The organism is Clostridium chromiireducens, from assembly GCF_003575225.1.
Taxonomy (GTDB): domain Bacteria; phylum Bacillota; class Clostridia; order Clostridiales; family Clostridiaceae; genus Clostridium; species Clostridium chromiireducens.
The window spans coordinates 188451-214136 of the sequence record NZ_QXDJ01000002.1 but is presented as its reverse complement, the minus strand read 5'-3'; the positions used below and the strand labels follow the sequence as shown (position 1 = coordinate 214136).

18 protein-coding genes and 1 pseudogene are annotated in these 25686 nt (G+C 29.7%); 7 read left to right on the top strand and 12 right to left on the bottom strand.

Annotated features, from left to right (window positions below; all coding sequences use genetic code 11):
- Positions 1-76 precede the first annotated feature (76 nt).
- Both D2A34_RS06225 and D2A34_RS06220 read right to left on the bottom strand, forming a co-directional pair.
- Positions 77-2437, bottom strand: coding sequence for an endonuclease MutS2 (locus D2A34_RS06225; protein WP_119366059.1), 2361 nt, complete (start codon positions 2435-2437; stop codon positions 77-79).
- Between the two features lie 135 nt (positions 2438-2572).
- Complete coding sequence (locus tag D2A34_RS06220; protein ID WP_119366058.1) at positions 2573-4936, bottom strand: U32 family peptidase; 2364 nt, start codon at positions 4934-4936, stop codon at positions 2573-2575.
- Between the two features lie 414 nt (positions 4937-5350).
- Between D2A34_RS06220 and D2A34_RS06215 the strand changes: the two genes are divergently transcribed.
- Positions 5351-5740 (top strand): hypothetical protein, encoded by a 390-nt coding sequence (locus tag D2A34_RS06215; RefSeq protein ID WP_119366057.1) that lies wholly within the window; start codon positions 5351-5353, stop codon positions 5738-5740.
- Positions 5741-6135: 395 nt separating this feature from the next.
- Here the strand turns inward: D2A34_RS06215 and zapA are convergent, their stop codons facing one another.
- Positions 6136-8601, bottom strand: coding sequence for a cell division protein ZapA (gene zapA, locus D2A34_RS06210; protein ID WP_119366056.1), 2466 nt, complete (start codon positions 8599-8601; stop codon positions 6136-6138).
- A gap of 522 nt (positions 8602-9123) precedes the next feature.
- Between zapA and D2A34_RS06200 the strand changes: the two genes are divergently transcribed.
- The 4 genes from D2A34_RS06200 (at position 9124) to D2A34_RS06185 (ending at position 13413) form a co-directional block, all read left to right on the top strand.
- Positions 9124-10482: a Mur ligase family protein gene (locus D2A34_RS06200; protein WP_119366054.1), complete on the top strand. Its 1359-nt coding sequence runs from the start codon at positions 9124-9126 to the stop codon at positions 10480-10482.
- A gap of 18 nt (positions 10483-10500) precedes the next feature.
- Positions 10501-11223 carry a type 1 glutamine amidotransferase gene (locus D2A34_RS06195; RefSeq protein WP_119366053.1) on the top strand — a complete coding sequence of 241 codons (723 nt, stop codon included), beginning with the start codon at positions 10501-10503 and terminating at the stop codon, positions 11221-11223.
- Between the two features lie 165 nt (positions 11224-11388).
- A complete protein-coding gene (locus tag D2A34_RS06190) occupies positions 11389-12705 on the top strand; it encodes a D-alanyl-D-alanine carboxypeptidase family protein (RefSeq protein WP_079439038.1) in 1317 nt (438 codons plus the stop codon).
- A 102-nt stretch (positions 12706-12807) separates the two neighbouring features.
- On the top strand, positions 12808-13413 hold the full coding sequence (locus D2A34_RS06185) for a flavin reductase family protein (RefSeq protein WP_079439039.1): 606 nt from the start codon (positions 12808-12810) through the stop codon (positions 13411-13413).
- A 552-nt stretch (positions 13414-13965) separates the two neighbouring features.
- Here the strand turns inward: D2A34_RS06185 and D2A34_RS06180 are convergent.
- From D2A34_RS06180 to D2A34_RS06145, 8 genes and pseudogenes are all read right to left on the bottom strand, one after another.
- Positions 13966-14484 carry a methyltransferase family protein gene (locus D2A34_RS06180; RefSeq protein ID WP_119366052.1) on the bottom strand — a complete coding sequence of 173 codons (519 nt, stop codon included), beginning with the start codon at positions 14482-14484 and terminating at the stop codon, positions 13966-13968.
- 465 nt (positions 14485-14949) lie between these two features.
- Positions 14950-16095 (bottom strand): hypothetical protein, encoded by a 1146-nt coding sequence (locus D2A34_RS06175; RefSeq protein ID WP_119366051.1) that lies wholly within the window; start codon positions 16093-16095, stop codon positions 14950-14952.
- Between the two features lie 194 nt (positions 16096-16289).
- Positions 16290-17132: a YitT family protein gene (locus tag D2A34_RS06170; protein WP_119366050.1), complete on the bottom strand. Its 843-nt coding sequence runs from the start codon at positions 17130-17132 to the stop codon at positions 16290-16292.
- A 473-nt stretch (positions 17133-17605) separates the two neighbouring features.
- Positions 17606-18328, bottom strand: a complete 723-nt coding sequence (locus D2A34_RS06165) for an LrgB family protein (RefSeq protein WP_119366049.1) — start codon at positions 18326-18328, stop codon at positions 17606-17608.
- Between the two features lie 39 nt (positions 18329-18367).
- A complete protein-coding gene (locus tag D2A34_RS06160) occupies positions 18368-18724 on the bottom strand; it encodes a CidA/LrgA family protein (protein WP_079439044.1) in 357 nt (118 codons plus the stop codon).
- 313 nt (positions 18725-19037) lie between these two features.
- A complete protein-coding gene (locus tag D2A34_RS06155) occupies positions 19038-19868 on the bottom strand; it encodes an ABC transporter permease (protein WP_119366048.1) in 831 nt (276 codons plus the stop codon).
- Complete coding sequence (locus D2A34_RS06150) at positions 19861-20628, bottom strand: ABC transporter ATP-binding protein (RefSeq protein WP_119366047.1); 768 nt, start codon at positions 20626-20628, stop codon at positions 19861-19863. Before D2A34_RS06150 ends, D2A34_RS06155 begins: the two co-directional genes overlap by 8 nt.
- Positions 20629-20662: 34 nt before the next feature.
- Positions 20663-21463 (bottom strand): annotated as a pseudogene (locus D2A34_RS06145) (ABC transporter substrate-binding protein); the annotation flags it as partial.
- 150 nt (positions 21464-21613) lie between these two features.
- Here D2A34_RS06145 and D2A34_RS06140 point away from each other — a divergent pair.
- Positions 21614-22891 (top strand): MBL fold metallo-hydrolase, encoded by a 1278-nt coding sequence (locus tag D2A34_RS06140; RefSeq protein WP_119366045.1) that lies wholly within the window; start codon positions 21614-21616, stop codon positions 22889-22891.
- Positions 22892-23354: 463 nt separating this feature from the next.
- On the opposite strand, the gene D2A34_RS06135 is transcribed toward D2A34_RS06140, so the two are convergent.
- Entirely contained in the window at positions 23355-24317 is a 963-nt protein-coding gene (locus D2A34_RS06135) for an NYN domain-containing protein (RefSeq protein ID WP_079439109.1), read from the bottom strand.
- Between the two features lie 495 nt (positions 24318-24812).
- On the opposite strand from D2A34_RS06135, the gene D2A34_RS06130 reads away from it, so the two are divergent.
- On the top strand, positions 24813-25679 hold the full coding sequence (locus D2A34_RS06130; protein ID WP_279221616.1) for a galactose ABC transporter substrate-binding protein: 867 nt from the start codon (positions 24813-24815) through the stop codon (positions 25677-25679).
- Positions 25680-25686 lie beyond the last annotated feature (7 nt).

Genomic DNA, 25686 nt, shown 5'->3' with positions numbered 1-25686 from the left:
TTCATCGTAAACTGCACATTTTTATTACCTTAACAAAATCTTACTACAATTTAATGCTAATATCAAAGTCTATAATTTATCCTTTAAGTTCAACCATCGTAACTCCATCTCCACCTTCACCATAAGTACCTAATCTATATGATTTTACATGGGGATGTCTCTTAAGCATATCATTTATTGCTTTTCTAAGTACTCCTGTACCTTTACCATGAACTATAGTTACTTCACCTAAATTACCTCTATAAGCATCATCCAAGTATTTATCTGCTTTGTAGCATGCTTCTTCAGCATCCATACCTCTTAAATCTACTCTTGATTCTACACTGCTTAGGTTAAGCTTTACTTCTCTTTTTCTTCTTACTTTTTCTTCTTTTGTTTGTTGAGTCATTCTAAGATCTTTAAGCTTAACATTTATTTTCATTATTCCAGCTTCAACTTGAACTTCTCCTCTATTATCTGGCAGAGATGTTATAATAACTTTTTGATTTAATGAAGGTAAGTATGCTTCCATTCCAAGGCTAACCTTACTAATTACTTCCCCCTCATTTTCTTTCATCTTATGGATACCTTTTTCTTTTGCTTCTAAACTTTCTCTAAGCTTTTTGCGCTCTTCTTCAAGTCTTTGTCTTCCGCCACTTTCTATTCCAAGCTTTTCAAGTTCTCTCATAGCTTTTAGAATATCATCTGCTTCGTCTTTCGCATTAGAAATTATTTCTTTTGCTTCACGTCTAGCATCCATATAAGCTTTTTCTCTAGTTTGCTCTAATTTTTCAAGCTTTTCTTCATATTTTCTTTTTAAGTCTTCTGCTTGATCTCTAAGCATCTTAGCATCTCTAGCTTCTTTCTTAGCTATAATGCTTTTTTCTTGAAGTTCTCTAATTAAATTTTCAAATTGAAGATTTTCCTCTGACATATATTCCTTAGCTCTTTTTATTACACCTTCAACAAGGCCTAATCTCTTAGATATTTCAAAGGCATTAGATTTACCCGGTACTCCTATTAGTAATCTATATGTTGGTTTTAAAGTTTCTATATCAAATTCTACAGATGCATTTTCGACACCTTCTGTCTTTAAAGCATATGCCTTTAGTTCACTATAGTGAGTAGTTGCAATTAATTTTGCACCTCTATTTCTTAAGGTTTCTAATATTGATACTGCAAGGGCAGCTCCTTCTGCTGGATCTGTACCTGCTCCAAGTTCATCGAATAATGCTAATGACTTATTATCTACATGCTTCATAATATTAACTATATTAGTCATGTGAGATGAAAATGTTGATAAGCTCTGCTCAATGCTTTGTTCATCACCAATATCTGCAAATATTTCAGTAAATAAAGCTATAGATGAATTATCCTTAGCAGGTATTAAAAGTCCGCTTAGTCCCATAATATGAAGTAATCCAACTGTCTTTATAGTAACAGTTTTACCTCCAGTATTTGGTCCTGTAATCATTAAAGTTTGAAATTCTTCACCTAAATAAACATCTGATGGTACAACCTTGTCAGATTCTATTAATGGATGTCTTCCTGATAATATGCTAAAAACTCCATCATCTCTAACTATTGGCTTTACTGCATTTAATGAAGATGCATATCTTCCTTTTGCAAATATAAAATCAAACTCAACAAGTACTTTTAAATTACTTAAACATTCATCAGAATTATTTTTTACTTTCAAGGAAAGTTCAGAAAGTATTCTTTCTATTTCTGCCTTTTCTTTTAAAACTAATTCTCTTATTTCATTATTTAAATTTACTAAGCTCATAGGCTCAATAAAAAATGTTGCTCCTGTTGAACTTTGGTCATGGACAAGTCCTGGAACCTGGCTTTTATATTCTGACTTTACAGGAATTACGTATCTATCGCCTCTCATAGTATATAAATCATCCTGCAGATACTTTGAATTACTTCTAACTATAGAGCCTATTTTTTCTCTAACTGAAGAATTCTTTTCTTTAAGACTTCTTCTTATATTATATAAAGTCTGGCTGGCTTTATCACTAATTTCATCCTCAGAAACTATTGCTCTTTCTATTTCAGCTTCAAGTGCCTTTATCGGAACTAGTATGTATGCTAAATCTTCAAGTCTTGGATACGCCTTTTCAGCTTCTTCCCTTTGGAAAAATTCCTTCATAGTTCTAGTAGCTCTAAGCATTCCGCCAACCTTTAATAATTGTTCTGGAGATAAAGTACCACCTTTTTTAGCTCTTTCAATTCCCTCATGTATATCAGCTAGTCCTTCAAGGGGTGGATTTCCTTTTGTTATTAAAATTTCAAGAGCCTCATCTGTTTCTTCTAATTTATTATTTATTTCATACATATTATCATATGGCTCAAGTTTATCAACCATTGCTTTTCCAGCATTGGTTCTTGCATATTTCTTTATTTTCTCTTTAATTTTATAAAACTCCAATACTCTTAAAGAGCGTTCATTCATTTTATTCACATCCCTTAATTCAATTAAAAGTTAATATTTACGATCTTACATTTGTATTTCATCCCTTTACAAGATTGGAAATACAAATTAAACTCTTCATTCACAGACAACTGTTAATTGTTCCTAGTTATCTGTTTATTCAACTCCACGTCTGTAATGACCTTTTGTATACTGTTTATTCTCATTTTTATTTCCATGAGCAATTTGATTTAAAATCTCATTAACTTCTTCATAACTCTCATCCTTAAAATCTATTCTAAAATTGTTAATATTAAAAGATTTAAGTTCTTCTACTTCATCAATTAGATTTGTTGCTATTGAATTTAATATATAACTCCTGCAACTATTATCCGCTAGCAGACTAAAACTTTCATTCATTCTATCTTTTAACCTGAAAGTATCCTTCATACATGCCCCATTACACTCCTTTTTAGAAGACTTATTTCCAAAAGTGCTTCCTATAGGACAATATTCGCTAACCATAAGCTCAGTCTTACCATAAATATTAATTCCAATTTTAGAATTCATATTCTTCATTATTTCTTTTATTTCTTTCCTGTTTAATTCTAAGCTTATAAAAGGAATATCTATATCTTCAGCATAAAATTCAGCTGCTTCTTTATTGAATATATTTAACTTATAGTCCCCTATTATAAATAGTTTATCTTTATAAAGCTTTAATATTCCGGCATTAGATGTAATTATCCCCTTTATATAAGGTATCATCTCATCTATCACTTTAACAATATTATTAAACTCACCTTTAATGATACTCGGAACTTTTAAGTAAATATTTTTATCTCCTGATTCTTGTTCATATAAGCTTTTTAAATCTTCTTTTTTCAAAGCATTTTTTTGTCTGCTAAAGAATATATCTAATGCTACATTTTTAACATTTTTATTTTCACTTAATGCCTTTAACTGATCTTTTGTAATACAGCTATAAATATATCCTAAATCTTCTTGAGATTTTAGTTCTTTTGCTTTAGGAGCTTCTTCATCTCTTTTTCTTCTATATGAGCTTACTCCTTCTTTTAATATCTTCTCAAATAGTTCTCTTCGTAGATTATTTATTGACGCTATTCTTATAAATCCATCATCAAATGTATCAAAAACTATTTTATCGAATTTATATGGAATTTCTCCTGATTTCTTTAAGGATTCTTCCACTCTTTCCCTTGTTAGCGGCTTATTAGTAGCTTCTTCTACTACTTCTCCATAAACTTTAAATTCTTTTTTATTAAATTTAGTTTTTATACAAAGTGGAGCATTAGCCTTAAACTCTACTTCACCTACTAAACCTATTTTCTTCTTATATGGTTTTAAATCTTCATTTAACTCATCATAAAGCTTTTTGTCGGACATCTTAAATAATCTATATCCCTTTTTATATCCTCCAGTAGGAAATAACTTTACAGTCTCTCCCTTAAAAGCTTCCTTAACTTCGTTATTATTCTTTAAGATTTTGCTTAAAGTAAATCCATCGTCAGCAAATCTTATTCCGTCACCTAAAGCAACATCTGCTTCCAATTTTATTTCTCCGCTACTTAAAACCTGCCCTATAAATACTCCAGTGTTTTTAGGGTAATTATAGCTCATCATATCTTTTCCAGTATTCTTATAAAGGTACGCCTTAGCAAAACCTTCTCTATTAAATAATTGTGCTAATTCATTTCTTCCCTTTTGTAAATCAAATTTTGTATTTACTAATACCTTATCAATAGATTTTCTATAATTTCTTGTAACACCAGCTACGTATTCAGGCTTTTTCATTCTTCCTTCAACCTTTAAAGAAGCAGTTCCACTTTTAATAATCGGTTCAATATCTTCAATTAGACAAGTATCTTTAGGGCTTAATAAATATCCTTTTCTTTCACCTGAAGTTTCACCTATTAAAGTATATTGCATCCTGCAAGGCTGCGCACATCTTCCTCTGTTTCCGCTTCTTCCACCAATCATTGAACTCATTAAACATTGGCCTGAATAACATACACATAAAGCACCATGAACAAATATCTCCGTCTCAATGCCTAAATCCTTTGAAATGTATTTAATTTCATCTAAAGAAAGCTCCCTTGATAAAACAATTCTTTCAAGGCCCTTTTCTCTAAAATATAAGGCACCCTCTGCATTATGAATTGTCATTTGTGTTGATGCGTGAAGTTCAAATTTAGGATATACATCTCTAATTAAACTAACTAATCCAAGATCCTGAATTATTAATGCATCTACTCCAATTTCATAAAGATAGCCTACATATTTTAAAGCATCTTTAAGTTCACTCTGTTTTAGAAGCGTATTCATAGTAACATACACTTTTACATTATAACTATGAGCATAGTCTACAGCTTTCATCATAGTATCATTATCAAAATTTGAGGCATAAGCTCTAGCTGAAAACTTATTTCCTCCAAGATATATTGCATCAGCTCCATTATTTATAGCTGCAATTAAACTTTCCATACTGCCTGCTGGAGCTAGTAATTCTATTCTCCTCATATTTTCCTCCTTAGTGGCAAACGAGAATTAAAACGTAAGATAAAAATGCCTCCTATTTTCCTGTTGGCATTCTTTTTTCTATAATATAGTTATTCTATCATACCTTATTAAATTTTAACCATTGTATCTCAAACAGTCAAATATTCTATTAAATAAATAATTATACAATATATGTACTCTAATTTCTATTCTTAAATTTTTGCCTTATTTTCATATGACATCAATATGAGTATACTCATATTCTAAATATTATTTCACAGAATAGTAATTAAAAGTTGTTCCATTCTTGCTTTTCACGATGATAGGAATAATAAATATAATATTAAAAGCAATATGTATAGGCAGAATAAGTCATAATGACATTGGAATGCTTTATGATATAATTTAATATGATGTGGTAAGTAGGAGGGATTTATGAGTAAAAAGAATAATATTATAATTATCGTATTAGTCGTATTCTTAATAGTAGTTATTAGTGTTTTCAAATTTAGTTTTAATAGTGGGTATACAATCTCTATTGACAATAATACTAATAAAACCATTGAAAATTTAGAACTAAAATATTACGTTGGTAATACTATAAAAACTATTCCACAAATAGAACCTAATAAATCTTGGAAATATAATATTGATACTAATAATATTCAAGGAGAAAATGCAATAATTTTAACATACAAAGATAATAAAGGTAATTCCTTTGAAGAATCTGTAGTCGGATACTTAGAAAAAGGTTATAGTGGAAAATCTAATGTAATTATTAATAAAATTGATGATACTGGTAAATTAGAAATAGAAGTTAAATAATCTTGTTGCGTGTCTCAGTAAAATTCACTGATAGATGCAACTTCCAACACTAGAAATCAGTATCACATCATCCTAGTAGAATCTTCACCTTTTGCGCATGCATAGGTAGGGATATAACCTAATTATATAATTAATTTATATTTTGAAATATATACACACCAGAAAGAGAGGGTGCTCTTTTACGCAGCGTTGCTATTTTAAAAATAATTGTTAGCATTTCTTCATTAAAAGTTGTTCCATCCTTGCTTGTCACGAGCTTGCCTCGGGAACATGCAAGAATGGGTGCAACTTTTAATGATAGAAATTCACAATTATTTTTTCCAGCAACCGAGTAACAGAGCACCTTCTCTTTCGGCGAGTTATTGCATAAGTCTAAGTCACATATTGGTTATATATTACCTTTTGCGAACAATAGGTCCTATTTGTTCTGTTTTTAGTCTTGTAATTTCAATATCTTTATTTATTATTTGAGATTGCAATTCAAATAATCTATTTGTGAAGTTTAAAGACTCTTGAGTAAATTTATTATTGGAATCAGCTAATACTTCCTTATCCTTAACTAAAGCCGAAATTTCTTCTTTTAAGTCTTCCATAGATTTCTTGCTAGCATCTAAATCTTTTTCTTTAAATTCTATTTGCCTTTTTAAGTTTAAGAAAATATCTTCTTTATCTTCTAATTCTTTTTCTAATCTAGCTACAGCTCTTTCCTTACTTCCAAGCTCTTCTTTAGTTCTTCTTAATGTAGCTTCAGTAGCTTCTAGCTTTTCACTTATTTCTTCTATTTCACTAATCTTAAGTTCCATTTGTCTTTGATTTTCTTCATGGACTTCATTAGCTTCCTGCTTCACTTTTTCATGATTACTTCTTATGATCTCAATTTCTTCTTGTAAAATCTCTTTCTCTCTATTGCATTTTTCTATCTCTTTTATTAGCTGATCATTTGTATTTCTCAAATGAATGATTTCATTATTTAAAATATTTTCGTCTGCTGTTAGTTTATTAATTTCCTCTTCTAGGATTTCCTTCTCTAAAGTACTTGCTTCTATTTCTTTTTCTAACTTAATATTATTATCTTTGATGGTATTTATTTCATCATATAAGCTATCTTGCATTTCCTTTAAATTACCAATTTCCTTTTCTAATGCAGTTTTTTCTATAACGCTTGTCTCTATCTTTTTAGTTAACTCATCATTCTCATAGCTCATATTGCTGATTTCATTATTTAAGGTATTTTGTTTTTCTTTTAATGAATTAATTTCCTCTTCCAAGATAGCTTTTTCTAATCTATAGTCTTCTATTTCTTGTGATAACTCGTCATTAACTACAATAAGTTTATTATTTTCCTTATTGAAATTTTCTTGTTCTAAAGTTAACTTTTTAATCTCATCTTCTAAAGCTAGTTTTCTTCTATCATATTCTTCTATTTCTTGTGATAATCTATCATTAATATCACTCATATTAGCAAGATCATTGTTTAATCTATCTTGCTCTTCAGTTAGCTTATTAATTTTACTTTCTAAACTTTCTTTTTCTTCACTTAATGAACTAACAAGACTCGTTAAACTCTCATTTTCCTTACTTATCTTATTTATTTCTTCCTTGCATTCTGTAATTTCCTTATCTGATTCCTCAAATAAATCATTTAATTGTTTCTTAAGATCATCGTTTTCTAAGTCACTCATCTCTGCTCTCTTGTTTAATTCGCTGACCTTTTCTATTTCTATTTTTAAAGACTCACTTAATTCTTTTTCTTTTGCGGATAATTCCACAATCTTATTACTTAGACTTTCTTTATTCAATGCTAATTCTTCTACTTTTTTATTTAAAGCTTCTCTTTCCTCATTAAATTCAGATGTAATTGCATTATTAATGTTCATTTGCTCTTCTAAGCTTGCCTTACATGCTTTCAATTCTTTATTACATATAGAATATTCTTCATTTAAGTTTTCTAGATTTGTTTTGCATACGTTGTATTCTTTGATAATAGATTCTTTATTGCTAATTTCAGCTTCCAACTCTGCCTTTGCTTTTTTAAAATCTTGGAACGCATCATAAGAACTAGTTTCAATTGAAACGTTTTTTTCTTTTAACGCTAAAATTTCATCATTCAACTCTTTTTTAACTTTATTAAGAGTTTCAATTTCCTTGCTTAATCCAAAGTTATTAGCATTTATTATATTTAACTCTTTATAAATATTCTCTTTTTCTTTATTAATATTAGTTATTTCATTATTCAAACTATTTATTTGATCATTAGACTGTTGCAATTGCTTATTTAATCTATGCTCCTTATTTTTAGCCTCGTCCACTTTTTTATAAAGAAGTTTATTCTTTTCTTTGAATTCACTAAATTCTTTATTAAGCACAATGCTGGCATTCTTATTTTTCTTTAATTCCTCATTTACTAGCTTATTTTCTTTTTGCATTTTTTCGTTCTCTGCTTTTAGCTTGTTTATTGTATCATTCAATGATTGAAAATTCGCTTCTACATCTCTATATTTTAAAAGTAATTCTTTTTCTTTTCTTTCAAAATCATTTTTGATATTTAATTTCTCATTGTTGGATTTTTCTAATTCTAAATTTAGAATTTCTATTTTATGTTTTAACGAAACATTTTCTTCATCAATTTCACTTTTTCGTTTTGTAGCTTTGTCTAATTCCAAATCGCATTCATAAAGTTCATCTGCAATATTAACAGCGGCTAAAACAGATGCCGCGGTTGAACTAAGACCAGCTTTTTTAGATGTTATTTCCTTAATTCTCGAATCAACGAAATTTGCCACACCCAACAAATACTTTTCGTCTTTTTCACCCTTTAAATTATAATTCATACCATTTATGTTAACTGTTACCTTTATCATAATAACACCTCGTAAATTTCTTTATTACCTTTAATTATATTGTATATTCAACAATAAAACAATTGCGTAAGGCCAACTAAAGCATTTAATTCTTTCACTTTTAAAGTGCATATTCCCAACCTTCCATAAAATATATTCCATTTTTCTAGATTAGGCATTTCCGAAATAACTAAAGTGACAGCAAACCAAAGAAATAGAATACATATATGTGGAACAGGCATTGAAAAATGAGATGTTGCATATCTTAATAGGAAGTTGTTCCACTTCTGCTTGTCCTGTGCTTGCCACAGGAACATGTAGAAGTGGATGCAACTTTCCATTTAGATATGCTCAGTGAAATTTTTCATAGTCCTGTGGAACATATATGTATTCTATTTCGGTTGTTCACGCTTCACTTTAGATACTTCGCAATACCTTGATTTTGTGCTATACTTAGTTTGATTATTTTTTGATTAATGTTATAAAAGTGATTAACAATAGTTTATTATGTTAATCATTGTTATATATAACTAAAATTGGGCGGTGAGTAAAATTAATATTAAGTCTATTTTAAGCATATTGTTATCAAAAATTACTGCTTTTGCTGCAAAGCATATCGTAAAAGGCGGTAGTAATTTCCCTGGTAAAATTGCATTAAAAATTGATAAATCGATCTTAAAAAAAGTTAGTAAAGGATATAAGGTAATTCTTGTAACTGGAACTAACGGGAAAACAACAACTACTAGTATGATCTATAATATCTTGAAAGAAAACAAATTTAATGTCATTACAAATAGTACTGGTGCAAACCTGTATCCTGGAATTGTAGCTTGTTTTGTTTCAAATTATTCTTTTTTCAAAAAGAAAGAAAATCCTTATGCCGTAATAGAAGTTGACGAAGCCAACGTTAAATTTATTACAGAACACCTAACTCCTGAAATAATAACAGTAACTAACCTTTTCCGTGATCAATTAGATCGTTATGGGGAAGTGTATACTACTCTAGTTAAGATATTAGAAGGTGTAACAAAAGTTCCAGAATCTAAATTAGTTTTAAATGGAGATGAATCTTTACTTGGAAAATTAGATGTTAAAAATCCAGTAGTTTATTACGGTTTTAACACTCCTATAAAAGAAAATACGACCTTAGACTTAAATGCTGATGCAAAGTTCTGTAAATTTTGTAAAGCTCCTTATTCATATAACTTAGTTACATATAATCACTTGGGAGATTATTATTGTCCTAGCTGCGGTTATAAGCGTTCAGATTTAGCTTATGCTGTGAATACAATCTTTGACTTAACTCCTGAAAATTCTTCTGTTTCAATTAACGATACTGAAGTTTTCATAAGTCAATCAGGTGCTTATAATATTTATAATGCTTTATGTGCCTTTGCTATTACAAAAGAACTTGGTGTAGAAGATTCAGTAATTAAAACTTCTCTTCAAAATCAAAGTTCAAGTTTTGGTAGACAAGAGCAAATAACCATAGGAAATAAAGATATACAAATTATATTAGTTAAGAATCCTGCTGGATATAATCAAGCTCTCGACACTCTTGCCCTTAACCAAAATGAATTTTCAGCTGTCTTCATGTTAAATGATAATTATGCTGATGGTCGTGATGTTTCTTGGATATGGGATGTTGATTTTGAAAAAATCTCAACTCTTAAGATAGAGGATATTTTTGTTTCGGGTGTTAGAATGTACGATATGGCTGTTAGATTAAAAGTTGCTGGTTTAAATGTTGATAAATTTGTCTTACAAGAGGATTACGAGGAATTAACAAATAAAGTTAAGAATTCTGTCTCTAAAAAAATATATATACTTGCAACTTACACAGCAATGATTAATTATAGAAAGTATCTTCATTCAAAAGGCTATATTGAAAAGTTATGGTAATTATAGGAGGTGAAAATTATGGAATTAACAATTTGTCATTTATATCCTGATTTATTAAACGTATATGGTGATGTAGGTAATGTGCTTATCTTAAAGCATAGGGCTGCTCTTAGAGGTATTGATGTAAATATAGTTAACTGCTCCTTAGGTGAAGATATTGACAAGGAAAATGTGGACATAATCTTCTTTGGTGGTGGTCAAGATTATGAACAATCTATTGTTTCTAATGATTTGGATGAAATAAAGAGAAATTCATTTACAAGTTATATTGAAGATGGTAAAGTCGTTCTTGCTATATGTGGTGGGTATCAGTTACTAGGTAAATATTATACTGCACCAAACGGCGAAAAGATAAATGGTCTTGGTATTCTAGACATCTATACTGAAGGTGGAGACAATAGATTTATTGGAAACACAGAAATATTTAATGAAGAGTTTGGCGAAACTTATGTTGGTTTCGAAAATCATTCAGGAAGAACTTATATAAACAACCATACTCCTCTTGGAAAATGCATTCACGGATATGGAAACAATGGTGAAGATGGTAATGAAGGATGTATATATAAAAATACTTTTGGCTCATACTTTCATGGTTCTTTCCTTTCTAAGAATCCTGAATTCGCTGATAGACTTTTGACTTTAGCTTTAAAGAAGAAATATGGCGATGATGTAAAGCTTGAGTCGTTAAATGATGATTTCGAACTAAAAGCTAAAAGCTCTATTATTGAGAGATTAAAATAGCTCTAATTGATCACTTTAAATTGTCACATATTGTATGTAACTTTCAGTAATTGATTTATTGTTATAAGTTTACATAAGTGTTATACTAAAAATGTTTTAATATATAAGGCATGTCCAAAACAAGTGAATTTTAAATATGCCTAAATAGAAGTGGAGAGATTTGACTTGAATAAAAAATTAATATTAAAAGCTCTAGCATTAACTTTTTCTCTTTCTTTATTTAGTCCATTAACAATGGCAAGTTCTGCAGAAACTTCCAAATCAAAAACAGAAACATCTGCACAGAGTTTACCTAATATTGTAGCTGAATCAGCTATAACTGTGGATTTAGAAACTGGAGAAGTAATATATAGTAAGGATGCTGACAGCAAAAGATACCCAGCCAGTACAACTAAGCTTTTAACAGGTTTATTGCTTTCTGAAAGCAAGCAGAAAACAGATCAGCTTGAATACACCAAGACAGCTAAAGAACAACCTGAATATTCTTTGAATCTAAACTATATGCATAATACTATGCAGCCTGGTGATAAGGTATTAGCAGATGACATAATGAAAGGATTGCTTTTATTCTCTGGTAATGATACTGCTTATGTAATCGCAGATAATGTTGCAGGGGACTCTAAGTCTTTTTCTGAGTTAATGAATAAAAAGGCAAAAGAACTTGGGGCAAATAACAGTAACTTTATTACACCTAATGGATTGCATGATCCAAATCACTATACTACAGCTTACGACCTTTCATTAATTACAAAAGCTGCTTTTGCAAATGATTGGGAACGAGACACTATGGCACTTGAAAAAGCTCCAATAACACTAAAAAATTCTAAGATAATTTTAGAGAATAGAAATTTAACACTTGGTAAGAATGGTAATATTGGTGGTAAAACCGGAACTACTAATGAAGCAGGTGGATGCTTAGCTACTGTTTATGAACGAGATGGCAGAAAAATAATTGGTGTTGTACTAAAGAGTAGACAAATTGATAATGCTGATATGACAAAGTTTAACGATATGGATGCTATTATGAATTATAGCTATTCTGCTAACAAGGAAATTTATAAATCTAATGGCGAAAGCGTTGGAACTGCTGAAGTAAAATATAAACCTTTTGTTGTATTGGGACCTACAAAGACTATTGCTGTCCCAGTAAAGCTAACTCAAGATGTTAATTACTATAAAAATGACATAAATGATGAAGAGTCTAAAATAACTTTTAATGGTACTGATTCTAGTGCATGGGATTTGCTTTTTAATAAAAATACTAAGCTTACTTATAGCACAAGAAATCATAACGAAGAAGTCACTGGTACAGTAGCTCTTTCATTTGGTGATTTAATTAAAGATAATTTACTAATATATATATCTACGATAGTTATATTAGCTATCATTATTACTTTAGTTTTACTAATTAAAAACATGGCAGCTAATTCAAGACGTAGAAAGAAAAGAAGTTACTATAATCGTTCAAATAGAAGAAGATAACAATTACTTATTTTTATACAATTTATAAGGCATCTTCAAATAACTAGGCTGACTATTTCCTAATTATTCTTGAAGGTGCCTTTGTTTAAAGGAGCAATTAAGATGAATAAAGTCGATTTTAAAGGAAGTGTAATTTTAAATCCAGTACCCGTGGTTTTAATCACCTCTAAAAATAAAGCTGGTAAAACTAACGTTTTTACAGTTGGGTGGACTGGTACTATCAATACTAAGCCTCCCATGCTTTATATTTCTATAAGACCTGAGAGATTGTCTTATGAATATATCAAAGAAACCATGGAATTTGTAGTAAATATGCCAAGTTCAGATTTAGTAAAAAAAGTTGACTATTGTGGTGTTAGATCAGGAAAGAAAAATGATAAGATAGCTGAAATGGGCTTTACTTTAAAAGAAAGTCATAACATTTCAACTCCATATATAGACGAATGCCCAGTAAATATTGAATGTAAAGTAACTAACATAGTTCCCCTTGGTACTCATGATATGTTTATAGCTGAAGTAGTTGGCTCTCACGTTAATGAAGATTTATTCGATGACAAAGGAAAAATTCACTTTGAAAATGCAAATATGATGTCTTACTGTCATGGCGAATATTTCCCACTAGCAAAGAAACCAATTGGTTCCTTTGGATTTTCAGTAATGAAAAAGAAAACAAAAAAACGCAGAAGACTTGAAAAGTCTTCTAAGTAAATGTACATACAGATACCTCATACGTAACTTAGGTTTATGAGATAAACTAACCGAAATAGAATGTACTCTGTTACTCGGTTGCTAGAAAAAATGGCTATGGATTTCTACCAGTAAAAGTTGCACCAGTCCTGCTTGCTCCTTAGGCAAGCTAATGACAAGCAGGACTGGAACAACTTTTACTGAAGAAATACCTATAGCCATTTTTTCAATGCAACACTGCGTAAAAGAGTACATTCTATTTCTGGAATGATATATCTCTAATCATAAATCAGATTAATAGTTTTAGTATCAATTATATGCCCAAGGCTTTACTTAGACTTATGTGATGACTTACCGAGATCAAATACATGACTGTAGTATGTATTGAAGATTTTAAGTAAAAGCTATGTTTTAATATAATGTTGAAATATAGCCTTTTAAAAATTATAGGCGGTATTGTCCACCTACAATACTCAATATTAGAGATTTATGACATTTTAACTCTTCTCCTTGGTGAATAATATAAGAAGAACACAAACCATAAATTAAATAATAGAGTTATAGCATACCTATCTAAATATAACGCCTCACTTTATTCATATATTTTATATATTCTTCTCCGAATTTCTTAATACACCATCTTTCTTCTGAAAGAATAATCCAGTGTGTTGATACTTGAAAACCGATTAATAACGCAAGTAATATCAATGAATGTGTTAGCAATACACACCCTAAAAAATAAATAAAATATGCAATGTACATAGGATTGCGGGATACTCTGTATAATCCGCTTAAATTTATTCCATTCATTTTAGGCTTAGCATAATTTACTACAGATACAGCATATAAAATAATTCCTAAACTATATATTACTAAACCTATGTAAAACCAATCAGAGTCAGTTTTTATTTTGAGTAATAGTAGATATAGTAAAATAAGGACTGTTGTAATTTGATAAACCCAGAATGCTACTTTTTCTCTTCCGATTAATGGAGCAAAGAAACCCGCACGTTTAAGTGATTCTTTGTCTAATATACTTAAAATCCCATACCTAATAAGTATTAGTGGTATTACTGTCAAAAATGCATTCATTTTACCCCACCTTTTATTTTTTTGCTCTATAACATTTCTATTTTAGTTAGTTCGCCTTTATAACTATTGTTCATTAGATTATAGTTCTGTATAACACTTATCATAACACAATTTACAAAATATCACACATATATTGGTTCTCTATTTATTAAATCTTTTACTTTGGCATATGAATGATATACCCCTTTTCAACACTGATTTGAAACATAGCCTAAGTAAATATAAACTTGAATCATCTCTTAAAAAATATATACCACATCAGAAAGAAATGATATTCTTTTGCGCAGTGTTGCATGGAGAAAATAGCTATAGTATTTCTTCAGTAAAAGTTGTTCCATTTTTGCTTGTCCTAAGCTTTCGCTTAGGAGCATGCAGGAATGGGTACAACTTTTACTGATAGAAATACATGGTTATTTTCTCTAGCAACCGAGCAACAGAATATCATTTCTTTCGACCGGTATACTTTTATAAAATAAAATGTTCTTCTAAGGCTTTAAGCATTTCGGGTTTGAATTTATCGTATTTATCTGCAATACTTACTTTTTCATTTATCTTGTTATATTTAGCTAATGAAATATATACATTATCATTTTCATAAGAAAGTAAGTATCCTAATTCTGTGTTATAATTTAAATCAATTTCCTCATAGTCACTTGAAGTTATTTGATATAAATTACTTTCTTTTTTCTCTAAAAGCACATATTTACGATTATTTTTTGTATCTTCACCACTTGTTTTAGCTGCAATTTTATTGCAGTATCTTTCGTCATTTAAAGTTATAAATATGTTATCTTCATTATATCTTCCAAAAGGAACGTATAGATATTTTTTTTCTTTTAGGAAAGAAATCACATAATCTTTTATCTCTGATTTGGAGCCTTTATATTTTCTTCCATCTTTATTTATTGAATACATTAGGCTTGTATACTTTTCGTTCCAACTAAAATACTTACTTTCCCACTCTTCAAGGAATAGTAACAAATTTAAAAAATCTAATTCATTATATTTCTTTTTTACTAAATAGTCGTTCTTAAGTATGTTTTCTAAATATTTTTCTGTAGTATTATCTATAATTCCGGCTTGTCCTTGTTTGGTTAAGAAACGACTAAAATCATTCCCGTAATTCGTTGTTAATATGATTTTTAAAATAACTTTATTATATTTTAAAGATTTGTGTTCTTTGTTTTCAGTATTTGCATTTGAAGCCCTATCACAATTATCTAAATACTCTTTAATTAAAGTTGAATCCTTTTGTACATAGCCTTCTTTTCTCAATCTCATTTGACTCAAATCTCTTTTTATGTACTCATCCATTAAATTATCTTGTCTATTTGCATTTTTGGCTTTTATTGATGTAATTATGGGTATTATTTTTGATAATTTTTCTTCTAAAGCTTCTTCTACATTTGAAAGATAACTTTTAGGAAACTTTAAATCACATTTAGCATCTAACTCTTCCTTAAATTTATTAATTGCATTTATCTCTTCCATAATATCTAATTCTTTTTTTAATATAGTTTTTTCTTCAATTTCAGAAACAATTAATAATTTACTTTTTTCAAAAGCATACCCTAATCCATACGTTATAAGCAATTCATCTTCGTAAGCCATATCTACACCGTCTCCCACATTCTATAATAATTATATAAATCGCAATCAATTAATTATTCGTTCTCTACGATTTATCTACCTTACATAATTATAGTTTGCACTTGAGAGTATAATCAAGAAGTAAATATTGCTAAACCTCTTTGATAGTGCCATTCTTAATAGCACTCTTATATAATTGTATTTTTTATGAAATCTTAATTCTCTAAACTTTTAAAGCCCTTACCTAGAACTTCACTTGTTTCACTTACAGTAATAAAAGCCTCTGGGTCATTGTTTCTAATAAATTGCTTTAATTTAATAAACTGTCCTCTTTTCAATATAGTCAAAATAACACAATTTTCATTCCCAGTATATCCACCTTTTCCATAAAATACTGTACAGCCTTTATCTATATTGTTAATTATATAATCTGAAATAAGATGCTCATGATTAGTAAATATCATGACCTGCTTTGACATATTAAGTCCATCTATGAACTTATCAATTAAATTTCCTGTTAAGTATATACTTAATAAACCAAATAAAGCTAATTCGGTTCCAAAAGTATACATTGCAAGCAATACAACAACAGAATCAGATATCAAAAGACTTTTACCGAAATCTATATTTGCATACTTGTTTAAGATCTTTGCTATAATACTTGTTCCTCCAGTTGTTGCATCTTGAGTAAGCATAATTGCGGTCCCCAATGCTAAAAGTACACTTCCAAAGATTGAAGCAAGCACTAAGTTATCTGTAAATGCCACTGGTGTATATATCTTTTCCATAACCGCTAAGGCAAAAGATAATCCAAAGGCTGCATATAAACTTTTAATTCCAAAACTTCCTCCAATAAGAGTAAATCCTAGTATAAATAATATAACATTACATACTATCATAACAATTCCTGTATCAAAGCCAAGGATATTGTTAATTACTAATGCTAATCCAGACACCCCTCCAGAAGCTATTTTATTAGGAAAGAAAAAGAATTCAAATGCGACTACTACTAATGCTACCCCTATGGTTATAATTCCGTATTCTTTTAATTTTTTCATATGTACCTCCCCCATTAATTAAATTTATAAATAACTACAATTTCTAAGTATATTACTATTTTTTTCATATTTCAACATATATATTCCTCACTTTTAAAATATTTCACTAAAAAGATTAACTAATTCGAAAGGTATAACTTACTAAAATAAGTAGCATACGTTTGTTCAAGTTTCTAAGAAATCACTACCACAAAAATTCCTTATGAAACATTCCACAAAAGCATGCTACTTATTTCTAGTTAGGTTATATTTCAAAGCATATATTTATATGTTTGGTCCAAATACCACTCCCATTATTCCTGTAAATATAATAGCACCACATATAACTGCTTTATGTCAATGAATATATCAACACCAGAAAGGGAGTAGTCTCTTTTATGCAGTGTTGCATTTAGAATAGTTCTATAGCAACCGAGATAACAGAGTCTACTCCCTTGCGGTAAGTTATCACATAAACTTAAGTTTCATGTTATTTATTTATACATAATAAAAGTATGATAAATAAATACTGCTAAATTATACGCTGCTGGAGCAATGATTACTGTCATGATTCCAGCTATGCCGATAGAAAGGCTGCTCATAGCCCCTTCTACTTCTCCGAGCTCTAATGCTTTGCTAGTTCCAACTGCATGGGCTGCAGTGCCTATTGAAACTCCAACTGCAACTTTATCTTTTATCTTAAATATTTTGCATATTGTTGGTCCAAATACAGCTCCAATTATCCCTGTAAATATAATAGCAAGAACTGTTATTGGCACTAATCCACCTAATTGATTACTTATTGATATTCCTATAGGTGTTGTTACTGATTTAGGGACTAATGATTTTATTATGCTTGCATCTAATCCTATTAAATGTGATATTCCAATTATAGAGAAAATTCCTACAACACTTCCTATAAATATTCCACTTAAAATAGCCTTTGCATTCTTTTTAAGCAAATCAAGCTGCCTATATAAAGGTACCGCAAGTACTACCGTTGAAGGCCCAAGAAACATATTTATGAACTGGCCACCTTTGTTATATGTATTAAAATCTATATGAAATGCCAATAAAATTCCAATTACTATTACTATTGCAATAAGTAGCGGGTTTAAAATAGGTACTCTTGTATATCTATTAATAAATATCCCTATTTCAAAGGCAGCTAATGAAATTACTAAACCAAATAAAACATTATTTGTTATTATATCCATATATATCACCTCACGTATGAAAAATTCTTGTAGACTAAATTAAATATTTTTATTTTTTTTCTTAGAAATAATTTGTACTACAACTCCTGTTGTTCCAATTATTATAATGGTCGTTAGTAAACATACCACAAGAAGCTGCCACCAAGTTGCCTTTATTATTCCAATTGAAGCCATAAGCCCTACACCTGCTGGAATAAAAAAGAATGCTAGATGATCTAATAAAAAATTTGTCACATTAGAAATATTCTCTACTTTAACTACTTTTGTGTACAACAAAATAAATAATATTATCATTCCTAGGATATTCCCTGGTATTGGCAAATGGAGCAATGAAGATAATAATTCCCCAAACAAATAAATTCCAAGTATAATTAATGCCTCTCTAAATAATTTCAACTTTATCATCCTCCATTATTCGAGTTTTTTCATGTTATTCCTATACAAATTAATTTACCACTATTAATCCCATAAGTAAAACGTCTTTTCTACTAAAGTAAAGGTTACCTTTTGGACAAATATCCTTATCTTGGCGTATTTTTAGCATTAAACATTAAATATGAATATAAAACTAGGGCTTATCTTAAAAATGAAGTTTTCTACAATATATTTTGTTCTGATCTATAACAAAATATATTGAATCCATTTTAGAAAGCCCTAGTTATAAATATCATTTTTGCATCATGATATTAAATATAAACTTCAAGTCTTTTTAGTTCTTGTCCTTTACCAGTCTCTTTTCTACTAATGAAACTACTTCGTACATAATAAAGGCAATTATAGAAAGTATGACTATACTCATCATAACCATATCTAACTGAGCTACTTGTCCTCCATATACTATTAAGAATCCAAGTCCGTTCTTAGCTACCAAAAACTCACCCATGATTACGCCTACCCAGGATAATCCAACATTAATTTTCAAAGCTGAGATAAATATTGGAATCGAATATGGGAAAATTAAATACCTCAGAATTTGTATCTTTGAAGCTCTAAATGTGTTCATAAGCATAATCTTTTCTTTATCAATCTCGTTGAAGCCACTTAATACACCAATAATTGTGGTTATAACTGATATCAATAGTGCAATAACAATTATTGCTGGCATTCCGTTCCCAATCCAGAAAATTATAATTGGTGCTAAAGCAACTTTAGGAAGTGCATTTAATACTACTAAATATGGATCCAATATTTTTGATATCATTGGAGACCACCATAGTATTATTGCAATTAATACACCTAGAATCGTTCCTAAAGAAAATCCTAAAATAGTCTCATAACAAGTTACACCTATATGCTTAAATAAACTTCCATCTTCATATAAAGATACAAATGATTTAATTACTCTTGCAGGGCTTGAGGTCAAAAACGGATCAATCCATTTTTGATTTGCAGCTATTTGCCATAGAGCTATAAAACTTACTAGTATAAGAATTCTAGTAATTACAATTCTTCTTTTAGTACTCTTTATTTTTCTTAAGTATTCCTCATGTTCTTTAGAAACTAGATCTGCTTCTTTTACTTTTTCGTGACTTTTAGTCATTTCCCTGATTCAACTCCTTCCATAATCTATTGAAGTAATCGCTAAACTCAGGAGCTTTTCTCTTTTGAAATGGAGTTAAATCATCTTCTGCAAAGTTCATAGGTACTTCTACTTTTACCTTAGATGGTCTTTTAGATAACACTATTACTTTCTCTGATAAAGAAATAGCTTCTGCAATATCATGAGTAACCATTACTGCTGTCTTCTTTTCTGACTTTATTATTTTGTGAACATCATCACATACTAAAAGACGTGACTGATAATCTAAAGCAGAAAATGGTTCATCTAGAAAAAGTACATCCGGATTTAATGCTAAAGTTCTTATAAGGGCAACCCTCTGCCTCATTCCTCCTGAAAGTTCACTTGGGTAATGATTTTTAAACCTTCTTAATCCATAAGAGTCAAGTAATTCACTTACTCTTTCCTTTGATTCATTATTTAATTGTTTCTTTATTTTTAATCCGAGAATAACGTTCTCCCAAACAGTATACCACTCAAAAAGATGGTCTTTTTGAAACATATACCCTATTTTATCTAAGTTCTTTTTAATATCTTCACCTTTATATAATACGTGACCATTTGAAGGCTCTAATAATCCGCTCATTATATTAAGCAAAGTAGATTTTCCACATCCTGATGGTCCTAAAATAGAAATAAACTCACCATCATTCACCTTAAAATTAACATCATCTAAAGCTTGAGTTTCTCCCTTAATTGAATGATAATTCATGAATATATTTGATATTTGTAACAAGCTCAAATGCAATCACCACCTTCTCATCTTTATGTTATTGCTATTTAGCTGCCTTCTCAGCATAAGAATTATCTACTATCTTACTAAATTCAGGTCTTTGTGGCATTAAACTTGCATCATAATCTGAGATTATATCCATAAGTCTATTTAAATTCTCTTCTTTAATTCCTGGTGTGTGTGCTATTGCGTCAATCTTCTTATAGTTATCAATAACAGTCATAATGGTATCCTTATCTGTTCCTGGGAAATATTCAATTATGCTGTCTGCAACTTCTTCTGTACTATGGCTAAAGAACCACTCTTGTCCCTTGTAAATCGCATTAGTAAATCCTTGAATAACCTGTGGGTTCTTATCCATATATGATTTTGTACTGAAAAAACAAGTATATGGAATTAAACCTGATTCTTCTCCAACTGATGCAAGAATATTTCCTGTTCCTTCTTTTTGAAGAGTAGATGCTGTTGGTTCAAAAAGTGCTACATAATCTCCAGTACCACCTTTAAATGCACCTGCAGTTGCAGCAAAATCAATATTAGTAACCATATTAACATCTGTCTTAGGATTAATGTTGTTTTTCTTCATCGAATATTCAAGAGCCATTGCTGGAACCCCACCAGGTCTTCCTCCAATAACACTTTTTCCTTTGATATTGTCCCATTTGAAATTATCATCTTTGGTTCTTCCAACCAAGAATGATCCATCCTTTTGAGTAAGTTGTGCGAAAAGTACTGGATAGTCTTCTCTTCCTTGATTGTTGATGTAAATAGTTTGTTCAGGTCCACAGAAACCAATATCTGCTGATTTGCTTAATACTGCCTGCATAGTCTTATCAGCACCTTGTGGTGCTTGAACTCACTTGCGATGAAGATAAAAAATTCTAATTTTAGGATTGTGTTAATGTTTCGTTATGTCTTAGTTAATACTGCAACCTTTCTAAATTCAAAGAATAATATAATTAATGAATAAAGGTATTAAGGGGCAACTGTAAAGATGCAAAAAAATATAGTAAAAATACCCAAACTAATTCCTATTATGCTTGCTTTATGTTTCTTATCTATTGGAGTTGATTCTTATTTAAAAAAAGATTTTATTAATAGTCATGGTGGATTTACATTTACTAAAACTTTCATAAACAATAATTGGTATTGTTTTGACGAGACTGGAAGGCTTCAAACTGGAATTTATGAACACAATAATAAGAAATATTACTCATCCAGCAATGGTGTAATGGCTGCTAATCAATGGATTACCATCGATAACAAAAAATATTATGTAAAAGCAGATAGTTCCCTAGCAGTTGGAAATATTATTATCAATGGCAAGATGGAGAGTTTTGATGATTCAGGTGAATATAAAGGTTCTGTAGAAATGACAGATAATTTATTTATAAAATTCTTAAGTGTCGGAGATGCAGATTGCATATACATCAAACTTCCAAACGACGAAAAAGTATTAATCGACACTGGAGAATTCAAGAATTCTGGTAAAATTGTAAGTTTCTTAAAAGAACAAGATTTAAAAAACGATAATGGAAAGCCGTTAATCGATTATGTTATACTTACACATCCTCACGGAGACCATATGGGTGGATTAATTACAATTCTTAACAATTTTAATATTAAGAAAGTGTATCTTCCTAATATTCCAGAAACAAAAGATTGGTATGCTGGCATGGATTTAACTAAAGAAATGCCTTATATCATTGAAGTACTAAGAAAAGATTATGATATGTATAAAGGTATAATAGATTATGCCAACAAATATAAGATAAAAACTACAACTATTGAAAAAAAGCAATTCATAGATGAAAATAATATCTTGCAATTCATTCAATCTGATAAGGATTTTGAACCTAGACCAATAAGAGGTGAAAGTTTAATAGATTACTGGAATGATAGATCTTCAATCATATATTTAAATTACGGAGACTTACAAGTCTTATTTACTGGCGATATGGAATGGAGATCAGAAAAAGATTTTACTGAAAATAAATTATTAAACGGATCAGACGTTGATGTGTTAAAAGTACCACATCATGGATACGACACATCTTCAACAATAGATTTTATCAGATATGTTAAACCATCGTTTGGTGTCATAAGCAGGTCTGCTGAGAGCATAAATGGAGATAGCTTTAAAAATAAAAATATAAGTAAAAATTCTGCTTACACTAATTTAATTTCAAGTGGCGTTAATATATATGAAACAAGTAAAAAAGATGGAGTTTCAATATATGCAACAGAAGAAAATTGGAATATAGAGAACTAAAATACTCGATAGATATGCTAAAAAAGCTAAGGTAATAACCACCATTGCCCTACTACGCGTTTCACGACACAGGGGTAATGGTAATCTTTTTCCTCCACTCTAAACTCTTCTCTATTATTTTGTTTCGTATATAGATATCCAATTTATGAATTAGACTTATTAGATAAATATATTTACAAATTTGCTAAAACTTCAAGCTCATATCTTCACTAGAAATTATAAATATTATTGTACCCACAAGGGGCATAATACGAAGAAAACATTTAAAAATGAGCTGTCAAAGGTTATTAGTTGTAGGTTATTCCACTTTAGCTTGTCACACCGAAGGTGGGAGCATGCTAAAATGGATGCAACTTACAACTTAGAACCTTCAGCGATATTTTTATAGTTTTTCGGAGCAAAAATATTTATAATTTCGGTAAGCTATCGCATAATTCTAAGTTTTAGTTTAGATATCAATAGCCTATTTAATAAGCTGAGCATTATAACCACTAATTTTAATAACGCCGATTTTCTTATCTAAGAATAGGGAAAACTTAGTAACTCCACTTTTCTTAATCACTATATCTAAATTAGGGATAATGTTAGATAATTCTTTTTTCAGCTCTCCAATATTCATTTTTGCTACTCGCTTCTTATTGAATATCATAATTATTTTGTTTTCAATTTCTTTAATATTCTCTGGCATAATACTTTTTATAGAAACCCAGTATTTGTTTTCTTTATTACTTAAATAAAGACTATCAAATTCTTTTAGCAACTCAGATAATTTTGTATAATGATAATTTCTCACATCAAAATCTGGAAACATATTATTTATCCTTTGCCCTATTTCTCCAAGATGCATAGTATCTATATTACTGTCTAAAATCATATTAATAATAGTTTTTTCTATTATACTTTTTTTCGTAAAAGATTCCTCTTCAAAATGTTTATTCCTGATTTCGCTATCTTTTGGCGCCGTCTCTAATTTTTCATCTTCCGTTTCTATCTCTTCATTTATAATATCTAAATAAATAAATTTTTCACAAGAAGCCCTAAATGATTCTGGTGTTTTTTGTTCTCCCATACCAATAACCAAGTTTCCAGACTCACGTAGTCTTTTTGCTAGTTTATTAAAATCCGAATCACTTGACACAATACAAAAACCATTTACTTTCTCTGAAAATAATATATCCATGGCATCAATAACTAGCCCTATATCTGAAGCATTTTTTCTAGAAGTATCATTAGACTGCATTATAGGAGTAAGTGAAAACTGTGAAGATTTTTCTAACCAAGGTTTTAACCTCTCCTGAGTCCAATCACCATACATTCTCCGAATTGTAACCCTTCCATACTTTGTAAGCTCACCTAGTATATTCTCAATATGTTTTGCTCCAATATTATCTGAATCTATCAATAACGCAATTGTTAATTCTTCCATAATGTATCCCCTTACTATTCAATATAGTATTTCATAATTTTCTTTGAATTTATTTCCATATAAATATTATATTATAATTGTACCTTTTTACAAGCTATTCATATTATCTATTAATATTATTATAGGGTCTCTCGATAATAATTAATATCATATTAGTCAAATTTGTCATGATGCCGCTCACTATAGATACTGTAATATATAATTCTCAATGGCCAATCCTATATAGATAGACTAATTAATACTTAATCTTTTACTGGTAGAAATCCACAGTTATTTTATCCAGCAACCGAGAAACAGAGCATCTTCTCTTTCGGTAAGTTATCAATATTCTTGGTATTATCATTCATTATAGTTTCTATATTACTATTACATGTCATTGAGAATACCGCATATGCTTGCATAAAAATCACTACTCAAAAGCCAATTAATGTAGGTGTATTCTTAGTGGATCTAAGCAATGCATTTAATTCTGGTTTAAAAAGTAGCTTATAAGAGATTCAAAAAGAAAATGAAGATAAAATCAAATTCACCATTTTCGATGGAAAAGCAAATCAATCTGTTCAAAATGATGATATTGCTATGGAACTTAGCTCAAATTTTGATGTTTTTGTTGTAGCTCCAATTAGTTCTAATGAAGATGAAATCAGTGGTACTCTTAATAAAATTATTGACGCGCAGCTCCCTTTAATTTTATTTTTCCCTACTACATCTGCATTGACAAACCTTGTTAAAACTTATCCTAAATCTGTCATTATAGTTGGAGATACTGAACAAGGTGGGACTTTAGAAGGTGAAATCTTAGCGAATGAATGGAAGTCTCATAAAGATACTTTAGATAAAAACAAAGATGATATAATACAATATATCATGTTAAAAGGTCCACCCGACAACCTCTTAACATTAGGCAGGAGTAAATATCCTATTCGTGCACTAAATGACGATAGAATAAAAAACCAAGAGCTTTTTTCAACTTTTTGTAATTGGCAAAGAGATTGTGCAAAGACAGCTATTGAATCACAACTCTTAACTTTTAATGGCAAAATCGAAGCTATAATTTCTAATAATGATAACATGGCAATAGGTGCAATTGAGGCACTTCAAAAGTATGGTTTCAACAAAGGTGACAAATCTAAATATATTCCTGTTGTCGGACTCGGCGGCGTACCTGAAGCTAAGAAATTAATTGATCAAGGCTTTATGACTGGCACTATTGTTCAAGATTCTAAACTTCATGCAAAGGCAATTTTCGATGTAGCAATGAATTTAGCTTCTGGAAAAGACCCTATTGCTGGCACCGATTATAACTACGACGAAACAGGAATTACAATTAAAATACCCTATTACGTATATATAAAAAAATAAAGATGTC

What these genes read in the sequence shown, in the direction of transcription:
- D2A34_RS06225 (WP_119366059.1), bottom strand. Translation starts at nt 2,437, where the DNA reads ATGAATGAACGCTCTTTAAGAGTATTGGAGTTTTATAAAATTAAAGAG.
- D2A34_RS06220 (WP_119366058.1), bottom strand. Translation starts at nt 4,936, where the DNA reads ATGAGGAGAATAGAATTACTAGCTCCAGCAGGCAGTATGGAAAGTTTA.
- D2A34_RS06215 (WP_119366057.1), top strand. Translation starts at nt 5,351, where the DNA reads ATGAGTAAAAAGAATAATATTATAATTATCGTATTAGTCGTATTCTTA.
- zapA (WP_119366056.1), bottom strand. Translation starts at nt 8,601, where the DNA reads ATGATAAAGGTAACAGTTAACATAAATGGTATGAATTATAATTTAAAG.
- D2A34_RS06195 (WP_119366053.1), top strand. Translation starts at nt 10,501, where the DNA reads ATGGAATTAACAATTTGTCATTTATATCCTGATTTATTAAACGTATAT.
- D2A34_RS06185 (WP_079439039.1), top strand. Translation starts at nt 12,808, where the DNA reads ATGAATAAAGTCGATTTTAAAGGAAGTGTAATTTTAAATCCAGTACCC.
- D2A34_RS06180 (WP_119366052.1), bottom strand. Translation starts at nt 14,484, where the DNA reads ATGAATGCATTTTTGACAGTAATACCACTAATACTTATTAGGTATGGG.
- D2A34_RS06175 (WP_119366051.1), bottom strand. Translation starts at nt 16,095, where the DNA reads ATGGCTTACGAAGATGAATTGCTTATAACGTATGGATTAGGGTATGCT.
- D2A34_RS06170 (WP_119366050.1), bottom strand. Translation starts at nt 17,132, where the DNA reads ATGAAAAAATTAAAAGAATACGGAATTATAACCATAGGGGTAGCATTA.
- D2A34_RS06165 (WP_119366049.1), bottom strand. Translation starts at nt 18,328, where the DNA reads ATGGATATAATAACAAATAATGTTTTATTTGGTTTAGTAATTTCATTA.
- D2A34_RS06155 (WP_119366048.1), bottom strand. Translation starts at nt 19,868, where the DNA reads ATGACTAAAAGTCACGAAAAAGTAAAAGAAGCAGATCTAGTTTCTAAA.
- D2A34_RS06140 (WP_119366045.1), top strand. Translation starts at nt 21,614, where the DNA reads ATGCAAAAAAATATAGTAAAAATACCCAAACTAATTCCTATTATGCTT.
- D2A34_RS06135 (WP_079439109.1), bottom strand. Translation starts at nt 24,317, where the DNA reads ATGGAAGAATTAACAATTGCGTTATTGATAGATTCAGATAATATTGGA.